The following is a 14,896-nucleotide window of genomic DNA, read 5'->3' on the forward strand; positions in this document are numbered from 1 at the left end:
TCGTTGACTTTTATATTTTAAAGGTTTATACTGATAGACGAAAACGGTAGGTGAGGCTACCATAGGGATACGGATGACTACCGCAAAGCAGTGGAGACACTACTCGTTGGTCAACAGTCCTGGTCGCGAAGGCCAAAACTAAGCTCATTTCATTGCCCTATGGAGTTAAAGCTTGAACGAAAAACAGATAATTAGTTTTTTAATCCTGCCATAAAATGGCAGGATTTTCTACTGTTTTAGAACAGGGAAAGGAGACAGACGATGCAAATTGACGACCACCCAGAACCGCACATACACAGCCAATCGCTGATTTGTGTCGTTCTGCCCTTATAAAGTGATTGGTCTCTGTGTATGAAACACATCATTCATACAGATAGGAGAAACCAATGAAAACTACAAAAGAAAGACTAGCAGCAGCTATTCATACACCTTTAAACGAAACTCTATCTTTTTATAAGACAAGTCTAACAGGCTTGACTGAGGAACAGATAGAAAAGAATCGTGATTTATATGGTGAAAACACCATCACCAAGGGTCAGGAAGACAGTATCCTCAAAAAAATTTACGAATCTATTATCAATCCATTTACAATCATCCTCCTGGTCATCGCTATGATCTCCATGGTGACAAACGTCTGGTTGGCGAAGCCTGGGCAAGAAGATCCGACGACCTCTATCATCATCGTTGTCCTAGTCCTCATTTCTGGTGGCATTCGATTTGTCCAAGAACTGCGAAGCGACAAAGCTGCGACCAATCTTTCAAAAATGATTGTGAATACAGCTACGGTTATTCGCGAAGGCCAGAGTTTAGAGATCGCAATTGAAGATTTGGTCGTTGGAGATATAGTCAAATTGAGTGCTGGGGATATGATTCCGGCAGACCTCCTTTTGATTGAATCACGTGATTTCTTTGTTCAACAGTCTGGTTTGACGGGCGAAAGTGATTCGGTTGAAAAATTGGCTTTGTCAAAAATGAGTCAGTCAAATTTTGATAGTCTGCTAGAAGCAGAAGCACTCGCCTTCATGGGAACCAACGTGATATCAGGAAGCGCCAAGGCTCTGATTCTAGCAGTTGGTGATGACACCATGATGGGGGAAATAGAGCAGACTCTCAATACTTATGACGAGCCCACCTCTTTCGAACGGGATATGAACAGTATCTCCTGGCTCTTAATCCGTTTGATGTTGGTCATGGTTCCCATCGTATTTCTTTCCAATGGTTTGACGGATGGAGATTGGTTAGAAGCTGGCGTATTTGCTTTGAGCGTAGGTGTCGGTCTTACACCTGAGATGCTTCCCATGATCATCACGGCCAGTCTAGCAAAAGGCTCCATTATCATGGCCAAGGAAAAAGTCGTCATCAAAAAACTCAATGCCATACAAGATCTAGGTGCTATTGATATCCTGTGTACGGATAAAACTGGAACCCTTACCCAAGACGAAATTGTCCTTGAATATCCTTTGGATATACATGGAGATTTGGATTTGTCTGTGTTGAGACGAGCCTACCTCAATTCCTATTTTCAAACCGGTTTGAAAAACTTGATGGACCGTGCCATTATCAGTAGAACCGAAAAAGAAGCTAAAGAACACGCTATTCTACAAAATTTGGATACTAGCTTTCAAAAAATAGATGAATTGCCCTTTGATTTTGAACGCAGACGGATGAGTGTCATCGTCAAGGATGAGAATGAAGCTGTTAGTTTGGTAACCAAGGGTGCCTTAGAGGAGATGCTTGCGATTTCAACCCATGTGGAATATCAAGGTCAGATTAGCCCTCTGACGGATGATATCCGAGTGGAAATCTTAAAAGAAGTGGACCAACTCAATCAACAGGGCTTGCGAGTCTTGGGAGTCGCTTATAAAACAGGTCTAAAAGAAGGTTTTGCTTACTCCGTTGAAGATGAAAAGGAAATGATTCTAACAGGATATCTTGCCTTCCTAGATCCACCAAAACCATCTGCAGCCCCTGCTATCCAAGCTTTATTAGAGTATGGTGTTCAAACCAAGATCTTGACGGGGGATAATGAGAAGGTAACCCAAGCAGTATGCGAAAAAGTTGGTTTAGACGTTGATCAAATCTTGTTGGGTTCTGATATTGATTCTATGGCGGACGAAGAGTTAGCACAAGCAGTTGAGAAGGTGACTGTCTTTGCTAAACTCTCTCCGGATCAAAAAGCACGAATCATTTTACAAATCAAATCTAATGGACACTGTGTCGGCTATATGGGAGATGGGATCAATGATGCCCCTTCTATGAAAGTAGCAGATGTGGGGATTTCTGTTGATACAGCAGTAGATATTGCCAAAGAAACGGCTGATGTCATTTTGCTAGATAAGGATTTGATGGTGCTTGAAAAAGGGCTGGTAGAAGGACGCAAAGTCTATGCCAACATGACCAAATATATCAAGATGACGGTCAGCTCTAATTTCGGGAATATTCTGTCACTCTTAGTGTCTGGTATCTTTTTACCTTTCCTCCCTATGGCTCCGATTCACTTGATTGTGTTAAACCTCGTCTACGACCTTTCTTGCATTGCCTTGCCATTTGATAATGTGGATGAAGACTTTTTGAAACATCCTCATAAGTGGGAAGCCAAGTCTATTACTCGCTTTATGATTTGGATGGGTCCGATTTCGTCTGCTTTTGATATTTTGACCTTTATCTTGCTCTATTTTGTCATTGTCCCAATAACGACAGGTCATGCTTATGTTCACGGAGCAGAGTCTGCAACGGGCTTTATCATCCTGTTCCAGACAGGTTGGTTCATTGAATCCATGTGGTCCCAAACCATGGTCATCCATATGCTTCGTTCAGCAAAACTCCCTTTCTTACAAAGCCGTCCGTCATGGTTGGTTCTTGGGACAACCTTGCTAGCAGCCAGTTTTGTGACCTTCCTTCCTTATTCTGCAATTGCTAACCTCCTTCGTTTAACCCCTTTGAAACCAATTTATTTCCTCTTTTTGCTTTTGATAATAATTCTTTATATGATAAGTGTTACAGTTGTGAAACGAATCTATATCAAAAAATTTAGAAGTTGGTTATAAATTGAATTTGTCAAGAAAAAAGTACGAAAATCGCGAAAAAAGTTAAATTTTTTTAAAAATAGGTCGCAAGTCGGATGCTTTTTATGGTATAATAGACTAAACTGATAGTAACATGTAGCGAAAGGGGTAGGTACATGATCAAAATTTATACAGTCTCAAGTTGTACTAGCTGTAAAAAAGCGAAAACCTGGCTCAATGCCCACCAGTTAAGTTATAAAGAACAAAATCTCGGTAAAGAAGGAATTACAAGAGAAGAGTTATTAGATATTCTCACGAAAACAGATAATGGAATTGCCAGTATCGTTTCGTCAAAAAACCGCTACGCTAAGGCACTTGGAGTTGACATCGAGGATTTGAGTGTCAATGAAGTGCTCAACTTAATCATGGAAACACCACGGATCTTAAAGAGTCCGATTCTCGTTGACGAGAAGCGCCTACAAGTCGGCTATAAAGAAGATGATATCCGTGCCTTCTTGCCACGCTCTGTCCGTAATGTAGAAAATGCAGAAGCACGTCTACGTGCAGCTCTATAAAACATCAAGGCTGGGAGTGACTCCTGGCCTTGTTTGCTCTTTTGTTTTAAAATCATGTGAGGAATTATGAAAAAGTTACTAATTGCTAGTTTTGCTCTCCTCTTTTTGCTTGCGGGATGTGGGCAAAAAAAGGAAACTTCTGCTGCTTCTACAACAGCATCTGAACCTCTCCAATCAAACCTTCCCGTTTTGGACAATGCTGAAAAGAATACGGTTGTCACCAAGACCCTGTTGATGCCGAAGTCGGAAAATGGAACGCAGCAGATTCAGACCATTACCTATAAAGGCAATCAATTTTTGACCCTGACCATCCAGCAAAAACGACCTGTCGGGGATGAACTCAAGAACTTTATCTCTGAAAATGGCCTAGAGGGGACGCAAAAAGCGCTTCAAGAAGCTGAAGAGAAGGATGAGACCATCCAAGAGGCACGCAAACTAGCAGGATTTACACTGGAAACCAAGCTACTCAGCGAGACCGAAATCCAGACAACAACGACTTATGATTTTCAAGTATTGGATGTCAAAAAGGCATCTCAGATCGAATATTTAAAAAATATCGGTCTTGAAAATCTCTTAAAAAATGAACCTAGCCAATATATTGCAGACAGAGTGGCGAATGGGGCGACAGAACAATAGAAAATCCAAATTAATAGACTGACTTATTTGTAGAACGTCAGGGAATGTGCTATAATAGTACTATTCTAAGGAAAGAGGGTGTTAGAATGGGATTTACTGAAGAAACTGTACGGTTTAAATTGGATGATTCCAATAAGAAAGAAATTAGCGAAACGTTGACAGATGTTTATGCTTCTTTGAATGACAAGGGCTACAATCCGATTAACCAGATCGTCGGTTATGTATTGAGTGGTGACCCTGCCTACGTTCCTCGTTATAACAATGCACGAAATCAAATCCGTAAGTATGAGCGTGATGAAATTGTTGAAGAACTGGTGCGCTACTACCTTAAAGGACAAGGAGTCGATCTATAATCTATGAGAATTATGGGATTGGACGTCGGTTCAAAAACGGTAGGCGTGGCCATTAGCGACCCACTAGGATTCACTGCTCAAGGACTTGAAATCATCCAAATCAATGAGGATCAAGGACAGTTTGGTTTTGACCGTATCAAGGAATTGGTTGACAGCTATAAGGTAGAACGCTTTGTAGTAGGTTTGCCAAAAAATATGAACAATACCAGCGGTCCGCGGGTAGAAGCCAGTCAAGCTTACGGAGCAAAATTAGAAGAACTCTTTGGTTTGCCAGTAGACTATCAGGATGAGCGTTTGACAACGGTCGCTGCGGAGCGTATGTTGATTGAACAAGCAGATATCAGCCGTAACAAACGCAAGAAAGTTATTGATAAGTTGGCTGCTCAGCTGATTTTGCAAAATTATTTAGATAGAAAATTTTAAGACAGAGGAGAAACTATGTCACACGATCACAACCATGACCACGAGGAACGTGAATTGATTACACTAGTAGACGAGCAAGGAAATGAAACCTTGTTTGAAATTCTTTTGACCATCGACGGAAAAGAAGAATTTGGTAAAAACTATGTTCTGCTAGTGCCAGTTAACGCAGAAGAAGATGAAAATGGTGAAGTTGAAATCCAAGCTTACTCATTCATCGAAAATGAAGACGGAACAGAAGGCGAATTGCAACCAATCCCAGAAGACTCAGAAGACGAATGGAACATGATTGAAGAAGTCTTCAACAGCTTTATGGAGGAGTAAAAATATCCGGGGGATATTTTTACCCCAGTTCCCTGAAATAAGAGAGAACTGGTAAGTCTGGGAAACTGTATCAGCCCAACTCCTGAAAATTAGAAGAGTTGGAACGTCCGGGAGATATTTTTACCCCAGTTCCTTGAAATAAGAGAGAACTGGTAAGTCTGGGAGACTGTATCACCCCAACTCCTAAAAATTGGAAGAGTTGGAACGTCCGGGGGACGTTTTTAGCCCACGTTGAAATTCATAGTAGCTAGTGATTAGCTAACCAGGTAAGAGGTCGGGATTTTAGTCCCGACCTCGTTTTTTATTTGTAATCATACTTTGATGCTGTAGTTGATTGGACTTTTGTTAAGGAGATATGTATGTTTGAAGTAGAAGAATGGCTTCATAGTCGAATTGGTTTGAACTTTAGATCTGGTCTTGGACGAATGCAGCGAGCTGTGGATTTGCTGGGAAATCCTGAGAAGACTTATCCCATTATCCATGTAACAGGGACTAACGGTAAAGGGTCGACTATTGCCTTTATGAGGGAGTTGTTTGTAGCTCATGGAAAAAAAGTTGGTACTTTCACCTCTCCTCATATCATCAGTATTCATGATCGAATCTGTATTAATGGGAAACCGATCGGTGGTGAAGACTTTATCCGTATAGCTAGCCAGATCAAGGAGATGGAAAAGACGCTTTTGCAAACCCATGACCAGTTGTCCTTTTTTGAATTACTGACTCTGATTGCCTTGCTTTACTTTAAAGAGCAGGGAGTGGATCTAGTCCTGCTAGAGGTGGGGATTGGTGGTTTGCTTGACACCACTAATGTCGTAACAGGCGAGATTGCAGTTATTGCTTCGATTGGTCTAGATCATCAGGAGACCTTGGGCGATAGTCTGGAGGAAATAGCCGAGCAGAAAGCTGGTATTTTCAAGGCTGGCAAGAAGGCGGTCATTGCCAATTTTGCTCCAGAAGCGGAGCTTGTCTGTCAAAATACAGCAAGAGAGTTAGCTGTTGAACTTTATCAAGCTGGGCGAGACTTCGCTTTGAAAGCTGGGAGTTTTTCAAGTAGCCTAGCAAGTTTTTCACAGCTTGAAATCGGGTTGGAAGGTGCTTATCAGCAAGAAAATGCCGCCTTGGCTTTACAAACTTTTCTTCTGTTTATGGCGTCAAGAGAGGAAGGTGTCGAAGAAGAGCTTGTCAGACAGGCTTTGAAGGAGACACACTGGGCAGGTCGATTAGAACGGATTCGCCCGCAGATTTACCTAGATGGGGCTCACAATCTTCCAGCTTTAACTCGTTTGGTCGAGTTTATCCAGGGGAAAATCCAGCAAGGATACCAGGTTCATGTCCTTTTTGGAGCACTTAAACGCAAGGATTACCAAGGGATGTTAGCCTATCTAACAGAGCAGTTGCCTCAGGTGGAACTTAAGGTAACAGGCTTTGACTACCAGGGATCTCTAGAAGAAAGCGATGTTTCTGGTTATAAACTGGTTGACTCTTATCGTGATTTTATCAGCAAATTTGAAGAAAATGCCAACAATCAGGACTTGCTTTTTGTGACGGGCTCTCTCTATTTTATCTCGGAAGTACGAGCGGGTTTGGTGGGAGATCATGAGATTAGTTGACCTTCTGGACTTAAGTTGCTATACTGGGGATAGGAAAACTCGAAAACGATTTCAGAAATACATTAGCACAAAAGAAAGGAAGTCGCTATGAAAACGAAAATATTCACACTTTCTATTGCTTCTTTAGCAATTCTTAGTCTTTTAGCAGCTTGTGGACCTAAGGAACAAGCATCTACCCAGCCATCTGCTCAACAATCATCTTCTAGTGCTGCTACCAGTGCTAGTCAACCACAGGCGTCCTCAAGCCAGGATACTACTACGGCAGCTCAACCGACTAATATTGATGGTACCTATACTGGAAAAGACGAGAACGACCAGATCACTCTTGTTGTAACAGGCAAAACTGGTACATGGACTGAGGTCGAACCAGATGGAGATAAGGAAATCAAGCAAATCACCTTTGAGCCAGAAAATCAACGTGTCATTATCGGAGATGATATTAAAATTTATGCGGTTAATGGTAATCAAATGATTATCGATGATATGGACCGAGAGGCATCTGACCGAGTAGTCTTAACGAAGCAATAATGATTAAGTAAAAGTTCCAATGAGACGAAAGCTATCTTTTTGGAGCTTTTTTTCTTGAAAAAAAGGCTGGCGGTTCTTTACTAACTTTTTACTTAAAACGCTTACAAATATTTGTAAAACTTCTTATAAGGTCGTATACTTATAGTAAATAATCAAATAGCGCAGAGGCGCAGGAGGAAACGCATATGGCTACATTTTACGTTCCATCAGTTAACCTTATTGGTAAAGGTGTTGTAAATGAAGTAGGTCCGTATATCAAGGAACTAGGGCATAAGAAGGCTCTTTTGGTGACAGACAAGTTCATTGAGGGAAGTGATATTTTACCTAAGATCCTAAAACCACTAGATGCTGAAGGGATCGAATATGTGATCTTTAGCGATGTGGAGCCAAATCCGACTTGCAAGAACGTTACAGACGGAGTGGCTGCCCTGAAAGAGCATGGATGTGACTTCATCATCAGTCTTGGAGGAGGATCTCCTCAGGATGCGGCTAGTTGTATCTCTATCATCGCTACAAATGGTGGCAAACCACAGGATTACGAAGGCCTCCACAAGTCTGCTAAAAAAGGATTGCCAGTGGTCGCCATCAATACAACAGCTGGGACTTCTGCAGAAATCACCATTAACTATGTCATTACTGACGAAGAACGCAAGGTCAAGATGGTAATGGTTGATAAGAACAGCCTCGCCCTCATCTCTGTCAATGATCCAGAACTTATGCTTTCAAAGCCGAAAGGATTGACAGCAGCGACAGGTATGGATGCTCTTACCCACGCTGTTGAAGCCTTGGTAACACCAGGTGCTTATAATGTGACCAAGAAACTCTCTATCGGAGCCATTGAACTCATCAAAGAGTATCTTCCTCGTGCTGTGGCAAATGGCCAAGATATTGAAGCGCGCGAGGGTATGGTCAACGCCATCTTCCTCGGTGGTATGAGCTTTAACAATGCTGGTTTGGGCTATGTTCATTCTATGGCTCACCAACTCGGTGCGGTATATAACTTGCCACATGGTGTCTGCTGTGCCATGCTTCTTCCAGTTGTAGAGCGTGAAAATGCCAAACGTGTACCAGAAGCTTTTCGCAATGTAGCCAAGGCCTTGGGACTCCATGTTGAAGGGAAAACAGACCAAGAATGTGCTGACTATGCCATCGCTGAAATTGAGAAACTGTCTGAAACAGTAGGTATTCCGAAGAAACTCACTGAACTCGGTATCCAAGAAAAAGACTTTGACTTTTACTACCTTTCTAAAAATGCTTTGATTGATGCATGTGCGCCGGGCAATCCATTTATGCCAACCTTGGAAGAAACCATTGCTCTCTACAAAGAACTCTTCTAAAAATCAAGTAGAGTGGAAGGGACTTATTCTTCAAAATACAAATAACATTGGAAAGAACTATCATTTTGGTAGTTCTTTTTAAGTCTCTTAATATCCTAGTTAAAAATATAAAAAAGGAGTAGCGCTTCATATAGTGAAGGTGTAGTTTAAGAATCTTGCAGTTCTTGGAATGGTTTGAATAGAAAAAGGTAAAAGGTTGCCATCTACCCCTAAACTGAGGTATACTATAGTAGAAACAGTAGTTTATCAAGCAGTTAAGGAGAATGTTAGAAAAGAAAGGGGATGTATGACAGCTAGAAAAATGCAGCTACTCATGTCTAAGTATGGTTTTAGTATTACCATCATGTTAGCAGAGTTGTTTATCATCTTTGGTTTATTTCTCTATCTAGGTCAGATGGCTCCGATTCTCTGGATTATTCTAGTTATTTTGATGAGTATGGCGACCATTGTATCGATTGTCAATCGGTCCATGAATCCTGAGAGTAAAGTAACATGGCTGTTAGTAGCCTTTGTGCCAGTATTTGGCCCCTTACTCTATATCATGTTTGGAGAACGCCGTTTATCTAAAAAAGAAATGAAGCAGCTAAAGCAGCTCCAATCAATGGTTGACCGAGAGGACAATAGCAGAGCTCTCCGTTTGGAGTTAAAAGAGCAGGACAAGTCAGCTTACGGAGTTATCAAATCACTCCTCAGTATGGACACGAATGCCGATGTCTATGATCGAACGGATACACGATTTTTTGCATCTGGTGAAAGTATGTGGCAGCAGATGCTAGAGGATCTCAAGAAAGCTGAGAAGTTTATCTTTCTCGAATACTATATCATCGAAGAAGGTTTGATGTGGAATAGTATTTTGGAGATTTTGGAAGAAAAGGCCGCTCAAGGTGTAGAGGTGAAGCTTCTCTATGATGATATTGGTTGTATGGCAACCTTGCCTGGAGATTACACCATCCAGCTTCGTGGTCGAGGGATTGAAGCCCACAAATTTAACAAGGTGATTCCACGTTTGACCGTTGCTTATAACAACCGTGACCACCGTAAAATCATGATTATCGATGGTCAAATTGCCTATACAGGTGGTGTCAATCTGGCAGATGAGTATATCAACCATATCGAACGCTTTGGTTATTGGAAGGATAGCGGTATTCGCCTGGATGGATCGGCGGTTAAGGCTTTTACTAGACTCTTTTTGTCAACCTGGTATATCAACCGTGGGGAAATTAGCGATTTTGACCAATACCATCTCGAAAATCAACCAAAAGATGGGATGGGGCTCTGTATTCCCTACAGTAGCGGGCCAAAACCCATCTACCGAGCCCAGGTTGGAAAAACGGTCTATCAAAATCTTATCAATCAAGCTACGGATTACGTCTACATCACGACTCCCTATCTGATTGCTGACTATGATTTAACAGAAAGTATCAAAAATGCAGCTCTGAGAGGGGTAGATGTGCGAATTGTGACGCCGTGTATCCCAGATAAGAAGGTTATTCAGTTAGTTACTCGAGGAGCCTATCCAGACTTGTTATCTGCAGGGGTTCGAATTTATGAGTATAGCCCGGGATTCCTTCATAGCAAGCAAATGCTGGTCGATGGAGAGGCAGCTACTGTGGGAACCATCAATTTTGACTATCGGAGTTTGCTTCACCACTATGAAAATGCCGTCTTGCTTTATAGGACGCAGTCCATCATCGATATTGAAAGAGACTTCGAAGAGATTTTTAAAGTTTCTCAAGAAATTTATCCCCACACCATCAAAACAAGCTGGTATCAAAGCTTGATCAAGGAAATTGTCCAGTTGTTTGCGCCTATGCTCTAACTATCCATCAAGATCTTGCCCAAGGCTGGATCTTTTTTGTCTTCTTACGAATAGATAAGTAAAGGAGAAAACCATGCTTAATCTAGAAGATGATGATTTTATCAGAGAGTATAGAAATAGTCTATTTCACCGTTTTCGTGAAATCGAACGCTTTGCGATATTGGATAAGAAATTCAGCAAATATCAATCCCAAGCTGACATTCCTGTAAGATTTTGATATACTAAAACAGATAAACTTAGAGGAGAAATTGAATGAATGTATACGGGAAAATAGATGAGAAACAAGAAGAATCTCATTACCAAGACTGGTCCGTTCCAGAAAAGCGAGAAGGAGCTCCGATTCCCTTTTTTAGTATCTTGCTTTGGAGTTTAGTGGCTACAGCTATTTCTGTGGTTATCCCCCTTATTTTTGGTTTAGTAAGCCCGCAACAAACTCAGGATCTTTATACCGGTTGGGCCTTGCATCAAAATGGTCAAATGTATACCGATTATTTTGGGACGGAGGAATTGCTCTATTACCTGCTTACCTATCTTTCACAAGGCAGTATTCTGATTGCTTTGGTTGAGTGGTTGGCCTTATTTGGAGCAGGTGTTTTTCTTTTTAAATCTGCGGATACTCTTACAGGCCGTGTAGAAGAAGCCAAGCAGCTTGTGTTTGTGTTTAATTTGTTGGTAGCAGGTCTCGCTTTTGGTGGTGGCTATGCTCTCTTGCTAGCCCTGCCTTTCCTATTTTATTCACTTAGCATTGTTACGAACTATCTAGCTTATCCAAACGATGACAAAGGATTTTTACGTGTTGGTATGAGCCTTGCACTTGCTTTCTTCCTTGCGCCAATCCCAACAGCCTTATTTGCAGCTACACTAGCCTTGGGCATCATCGGCTTTAACTTAGGAAAAGGTCACTTTGTTCATGGTTTATATCAATTTTTTGCGTCAGCCTTAGGGTTCTCACTCTTATTCTATCCTTTAGGGTACTATACAGTATTAACAGGTAGTTTTGGGGATGCCATTAGCCAGACCTTGTATCCGGTAAATACTCTTAGCCTCTTTTCAAATGCACATTTGCTTGAAAATGCAGCCTTCTATGGCTTACTTGCCATTGGGCTAGGTTCCCTTACTTTGCTCTTTTCTGGTTTATTCCAGTCAAAACCAGCTAAGCAGTATTCCCTATCAATTGCTGCTAGTTTGGGCTTATTGCTTTCTTTGGGGCTCTTGATTTTCTCAAAAGAACCTGTCAACGGTACTCATCTCGTTGCTCTTCTTCCTTTCTTGACTTTGCTCCTTCTGACAGGGATCAAAGAGAATGTTTCTGATGGAGGCAGTCGTCGTAGAAGAAGACGTGAGAACAAAGCCTCTTTCCTCAAAGGAAATTTCTATCTACCACTGATTGCCCTTGTCTACCTCATTGTTCTCCCTATCGCGAGTCGCTACCTTTCGCACCCGGTGACTTATCATGAGAGAGAGCGACTTGCTAGTGTAGTCAAACAACAAACGAGTTCTGAAGATCGTGTCTATGCATGGGATGATCGTCCAGATTTCTATCGTACAAGTGAACGCTTAGCACCGACCTCTCTAGTGACGCCAACACTTTATACTGCAAGTGACGAAAATAAAACCAAACTGATGAATGACCTGAAAGAGAATGAACCGAAGATGATTATGGTCAATCAAAAAGTTGCCTTGTGGTCAGATGTAGAGAGCTGGCTCAGTGAAAACTATGAGCTTGTTCAGACAGATACTAGCGAGTTGAAGCTTTATAAATTCAAATAACAAAATCAATATCTTGTGGAATTTTAAAAAAATCGGGATTTTTAACACAAGATGTTGATTTTTATTTTTAGAGTGGTATAATACTTCATAGAACAACATTTTAGAAAAGAGCATGGATATGATTGTATTAGAAGAAAAGCTTGCAACCGTTCCCACCTTGTTCGTTGAAAAACGAGATGGTAGACGTGTAGTATTTGATGTAGACAAGATTGACAAGGCTCTCCACAAGGCGGCGGAAAAGGTTATGGACGTTACGCCTCTAGTAGAAAAACGCCTAAATGGTCTAGTTGAAAGAATCGTTACCGAAATTCATAGTCGTTTCCCTAAAGGTGTGAAGATTTATGAGATTCAGAATATCGTAGAACATGAACTTCTCGAAGCCAAAGAATATGCCTTGGCTGAAGAGTATATCACTTATCGGACACAGAGGGATTTTGAGCGCTCAAAAGCGACAGATATCAACTTTAGCATTCATAAACTTCTCAATAAAGATCAGGCAGTTGTCAATGAAAATGCCAATAAAGACAGCGATGTCTTTAACACTCAACGTGATTTGACGGCAGGGATTGTTGGGAAATCAATCGGATTGCAAATGCTTCCTAAGCACGTAGCCAATGCTCACCAAAAAGGGGATATCCACTATCATGATTTGGACTATAGTCCCTATACACCTATGACCAACTGCTGTTTGATTGATTTTAAAGGCATGTTGGAAAATGGCTTTAAAATTGGTAATGCAGAGGTAGAGAGTCCCAAGTCTATCCAGACTGCGACCGCTCAGATTTCACAAATCATCGCCAACGTTGCTTCTAGCCAGTACGGGGGCTGCTCAGCTGACCGTATTGATGAAGTCTTGGCGCCTTATGCGGAGAAGAATTATCAAAAGCACCTCAAGGATGCGGAAGAGTGGGTCTTGCCTGAGAAACGGGAAGATTACGCTTGGAAGAAAACTCAAAAAGATATCTATGATGCCATGCAATCTCTTGAGTATGAAATCAACACCCTCTTCACTTCAAATGGGCAAACACCTTTTACTTCGCTCGGTTTTGGTCTAGGAACTAGTCGTTTTGAGCGTGAAATTCAAAAAGCTATTTTGACCATTCGTATCAAGGGTCTTGGTTCAGAACATCGAACAGCCATCTTCCCTAAACTCATCTTTACGCTAAAAAGAGGACTCAACTTAGAGGAAGGTTCACCTAACTACGACATCAAACAGTTGGCTCTTGAGTGTGCAACCAAGCGGATGTACCCAGATGTCTTGTCCTATGATAAGATTATCGAACTGACTGGTTCTTTCAAGGTTCCTATGGGATGCCGTTCTTTCCTCCAAGGCTGGAAAGATGAAAATGGTGTTGAGGTCAATTCAGGTCGGATGAATCTAGGTGTTGTGACGGTCAATTTGCCTCGTATCGCCCTCGAGTCTGAAGGGGATCTGAATAAGTTTTGGGAAATCTTCAATGAGCGGATGAATATCGCAGAAGATGCTCTGGTTTACCGTGTTGAACGGACCAAGGAAGCAACACCAGCGAATGCCCCTATCCTTTATCAGTACGGAGCCTTCGGTCGCCGTCTCGGAAAAGAAGAAAGTGTAGACCAACTCTTTAAGAATCGCCGTGCGACAGTTTCGCTGGGCTACATTGGTTTGTACGAAGTGGCTACTGTCTTCTTTGGAAATAGCTGGGAAAGCAATCCTGAAGCCAAGGAATTCACATTGGAAATCATTCGCGATATGAAACGTCGTGTGGAAGAGTGGTCTGACCAATATGGTTACCATTTCTCTATCTACTCCACACCGTCTGAAAGTCTGACAGACCGCTTCTGTCGCTTGGATACAGAGAAGTTTGGCTCTATTCCGGACATCACGGACAAGGAATACTACACCAACTCTTTCCACTACGATGTTCGTAAAAATCCAACACCGTTTGAAAAATTAGACTTTGAGAAAGTTTACCCAGAAGCAGGTGCGTCAGGTGGTTTCATCCATTATTGTGAGTATCCAGTTCTTCAACAAAATCCTAAAGCCTTGGAAGCTGTTTGGGACTATGCCTATGACCGTGTCGGTTATCTAGGGACCAATACTCCGATTGATCGTTGCTACAAGTGCGACTTTGAAGGGGATTTTGAACCAACTGAGAGAGGATTTGCTTGTCCCAACTGTGGCAATAGCGACCCTAAAACAGTAGATGTGGTCAAACGTACGTGTGGTTATCTGGGAAATCCTCAAGCACGTCCGATGGTTAACGGACGCCACAAGGAAATCGCTGCGCGTGTCAAACACATGAACGGTTCAACTATTAAAACAGCAGGACATGAAGTAACAAAATAGAAGGAAACGCAATGGGGAAATACCAATTAGACGATAAGGGACGCGCACAAGTGACCCGTTATCACGAGAAACACTCGAAAGGTGGAACAGGTAAAAAAGAACGCTTGCTCAACCTCAGAGAACAGTTTTTAAACAAGAACAAGAAAAAATAAAAGTGAGAGTCCGCTCTCGCTTTTCTCTTAATTGGAGGTAA

General features: G+C 41.8%; 14 protein-coding genes and 1 riboswitch. All 14 genes read left to right on the forward strand.

Translation table 11 applies throughout. The features are described from left to right. Positions 1–40: 40 nt before the first annotated feature. Positions 41–191: riboswitch (M-box (ykoK) riboswitch) on the forward strand. 195 nt (positions 192–386) lie between these two features. After that, on the forward strand, positions 387–3,047 hold the full coding sequence (mgtA, locus tag ATE37_RS03290; RefSeq protein WP_084867777.1) for a magnesium-translocating P-type ATPase: 2,661 nt from the start codon (positions 387–389) through the stop codon (positions 3,045–3,047). 134 nt (positions 3,048–3,181) lie between these two features. Next, positions 3,182–3,580, forward strand: coding sequence for a transcriptional regulator Spx (gene spx, locus ATE37_RS03295; RefSeq protein ID WP_000591165.1), 399 nt, complete (start codon positions 3,182–3,184; stop codon positions 3,578–3,580). A 66-nt stretch (positions 3,581–3,646) separates the two neighbouring features. Next, the gene (locus tag ATE37_RS03300; protein WP_084867778.1) at positions 3,647–4,216 is read left to right on the forward strand and encodes an SP0191 family lipoprotein; all 570 of its coding nucleotides are present in this window, start codon (positions 3,647–3,649) and stop codon (positions 4,214–4,216) included. Positions 4,217–4,302: 86 nt separating this feature from the next. Further along, positions 4,303–4,569, forward strand: coding sequence for an IreB family regulatory phosphoprotein (locus ATE37_RS03305; protein ID WP_000507059.1), 267 nt, complete (start codon positions 4,303–4,305; stop codon positions 4,567–4,569). A gap of 3 nt (positions 4,570–4,572) precedes the next feature. Next, the gene (ruvX, locus tag ATE37_RS03310; RefSeq protein ID WP_002876031.1) at positions 4,573–4,992 is read left to right on the forward strand and encodes a Holliday junction resolvase RuvX; all 420 of its coding nucleotides are present in this window, start codon (positions 4,573–4,575) and stop codon (positions 4,990–4,992) included. Positions 4,993–5,007: 15 nt separating this feature from the next. After that, a complete protein-coding gene (locus tag ATE37_RS03315) occupies positions 5,008–5,313 on the forward strand; it encodes a DUF1292 domain-containing protein (protein WP_000017624.1) in 306 nt (101 codons plus the stop codon). Between the two features lie 359 nt (positions 5,314–5,672). After that, entirely contained in the window at positions 5,673–6,923 is a 1,251-nt protein-coding gene (locus ATE37_RS03325; RefSeq protein WP_084867780.1) for a bifunctional folylpolyglutamate synthase/dihydrofolate synthase, read from the forward strand. A gap of 87 nt (positions 6,924–7,010) precedes the next feature. Further along, entirely contained in the window at positions 7,011–7,451 is a 441-nt protein-coding gene (locus ATE37_RS03330; RefSeq protein ID WP_084867782.1) for an SP_0198 family lipoprotein, read from the forward strand. Positions 7,452–7,636: 185 nt separating this feature from the next. Beyond that, complete coding sequence (locus tag ATE37_RS03335; RefSeq protein WP_084867784.1) at positions 7,637–8,788, forward strand: iron-containing alcohol dehydrogenase; 1,152 nt, start codon at positions 7,637–7,639, stop codon at positions 8,786–8,788. A 286-nt stretch (positions 8,789–9,074) separates the two neighbouring features. Then, complete coding sequence (gene cls, locus ATE37_RS03340) at positions 9,075–10,607, forward strand: cardiolipin synthase (protein ID WP_084867786.1); 1,533 nt, start codon at positions 9,075–9,077, stop codon at positions 10,605–10,607. A 73-nt stretch (positions 10,608–10,680) separates the two neighbouring features. Further along, positions 10,681–10,824 carry a hypothetical protein gene (locus ATE37_RS10730; RefSeq protein ID WP_000933181.1) on the forward strand — a complete coding sequence of 48 codons (144 nt, stop codon included), beginning with the start codon at positions 10,681–10,683 and terminating at the stop codon, positions 10,822–10,824. Between the two features lie 35 nt (positions 10,825–10,859). Next, positions 10,860–12,377, forward strand: a complete 1,518-nt coding sequence (locus ATE37_RS03345; protein WP_084867789.1) for a damage-inducible protein CinA — start codon at positions 10,860–10,862, stop codon at positions 12,375–12,377. A gap of 118 nt (positions 12,378–12,495) precedes the next feature. Then, positions 12,496–14,703 (forward strand): anaerobic ribonucleoside-triphosphate reductase, encoded by a 2,208-nt coding sequence (gene nrdD, locus ATE37_RS03350; RefSeq protein WP_180382755.1) that lies wholly within the window; start codon positions 12,496–12,498, stop codon positions 14,701–14,703. An 11-nt stretch (positions 14,704–14,714) separates the two neighbouring features. Beyond that, positions 14,715–14,855, forward strand: a complete 141-nt coding sequence (locus ATE37_RS03355; protein ID WP_000521625.1) for a hypothetical protein — start codon at positions 14,715–14,717, stop codon at positions 14,853–14,855. Positions 14,856–14,896 lie beyond the last annotated feature (41 nt).

This window comes from Streptococcus oralis subsp. tigurinus, assembly GCF_002093575.1.
GTDB classification, from domain to species: Bacteria; Bacillota; Bacilli; order Lactobacillales; family Streptococcaceae; genus Streptococcus; species Streptococcus oralis_CH.

What these genes read in the sequence shown, in the direction of transcription:
- spx (WP_000591165.1), top strand. Translation starts at nt 3,182, where the DNA reads ATGATCAAAATTTATACAGTCTCAAGTTGTACTAGCTGTAAAAAAGCG.
- ATE37_RS03305 (WP_000507059.1), top strand. Translation starts at nt 4,303, where the DNA reads ATGGGATTTACTGAAGAAACTGTACGGTTTAAATTGGATGATTCCAAT.
- ATE37_RS03315 (WP_000017624.1), top strand. Translation starts at nt 5,008, where the DNA reads ATGTCACACGATCACAACCATGACCACGAGGAACGTGAATTGATTACA.
- ATE37_RS03345 (WP_084867789.1), top strand. Translation starts at nt 10,860, where the DNA reads ATGAATGTATACGGGAAAATAGATGAGAAACAAGAAGAATCTCATTAC.
- ATE37_RS10730 (WP_000933181.1), top strand. Translation starts at nt 10,681, where the DNA reads ATGCTTAATCTAGAAGATGATGATTTTATCAGAGAGTATAGAAATAGT.
- ATE37_RS03325 (WP_084867780.1), top strand. Translation starts at nt 5,673, where the DNA reads ATGTTTGAAGTAGAAGAATGGCTTCATAGTCGAATTGGTTTGAACTTT.
- ATE37_RS03335 (WP_084867784.1), top strand. Translation starts at nt 7,637, where the DNA reads ATGGCTACATTTTACGTTCCATCAGTTAACCTTATTGGTAAAGGTGTT.
- ATE37_RS03355 (WP_000521625.1), top strand. Translation starts at nt 14,715, where the DNA reads ATGGGGAAATACCAATTAGACGATAAGGGACGCGCACAAGTGACCCGT.
- nrdD (WP_180382755.1), top strand. Translation starts at nt 12,496, where the DNA reads ATGATTGTATTAGAAGAAAAGCTTGCAACCGTTCCCACCTTGTTCGTT.
- ruvX (WP_002876031.1), top strand. Translation starts at nt 4,573, where the DNA reads ATGAGAATTATGGGATTGGACGTCGGTTCAAAAACGGTAGGCGTGGCC.
- cls (WP_084867786.1), top strand. Translation starts at nt 9,075, where the DNA reads ATGACAGCTAGAAAAATGCAGCTACTCATGTCTAAGTATGGTTTTAGT.
- mgtA (WP_084867777.1), top strand. Translation starts at nt 387, where the DNA reads ATGAAAACTACAAAAGAAAGACTAGCAGCAGCTATTCATACACCTTTA.
- ATE37_RS03330 (WP_084867782.1), top strand. Translation starts at nt 7,011, where the DNA reads ATGAAAACGAAAATATTCACACTTTCTATTGCTTCTTTAGCAATTCTT.
- ATE37_RS03300 (WP_084867778.1), top strand. Translation starts at nt 3,647, where the DNA reads ATGAAAAAGTTACTAATTGCTAGTTTTGCTCTCCTCTTTTTGCTTGCG.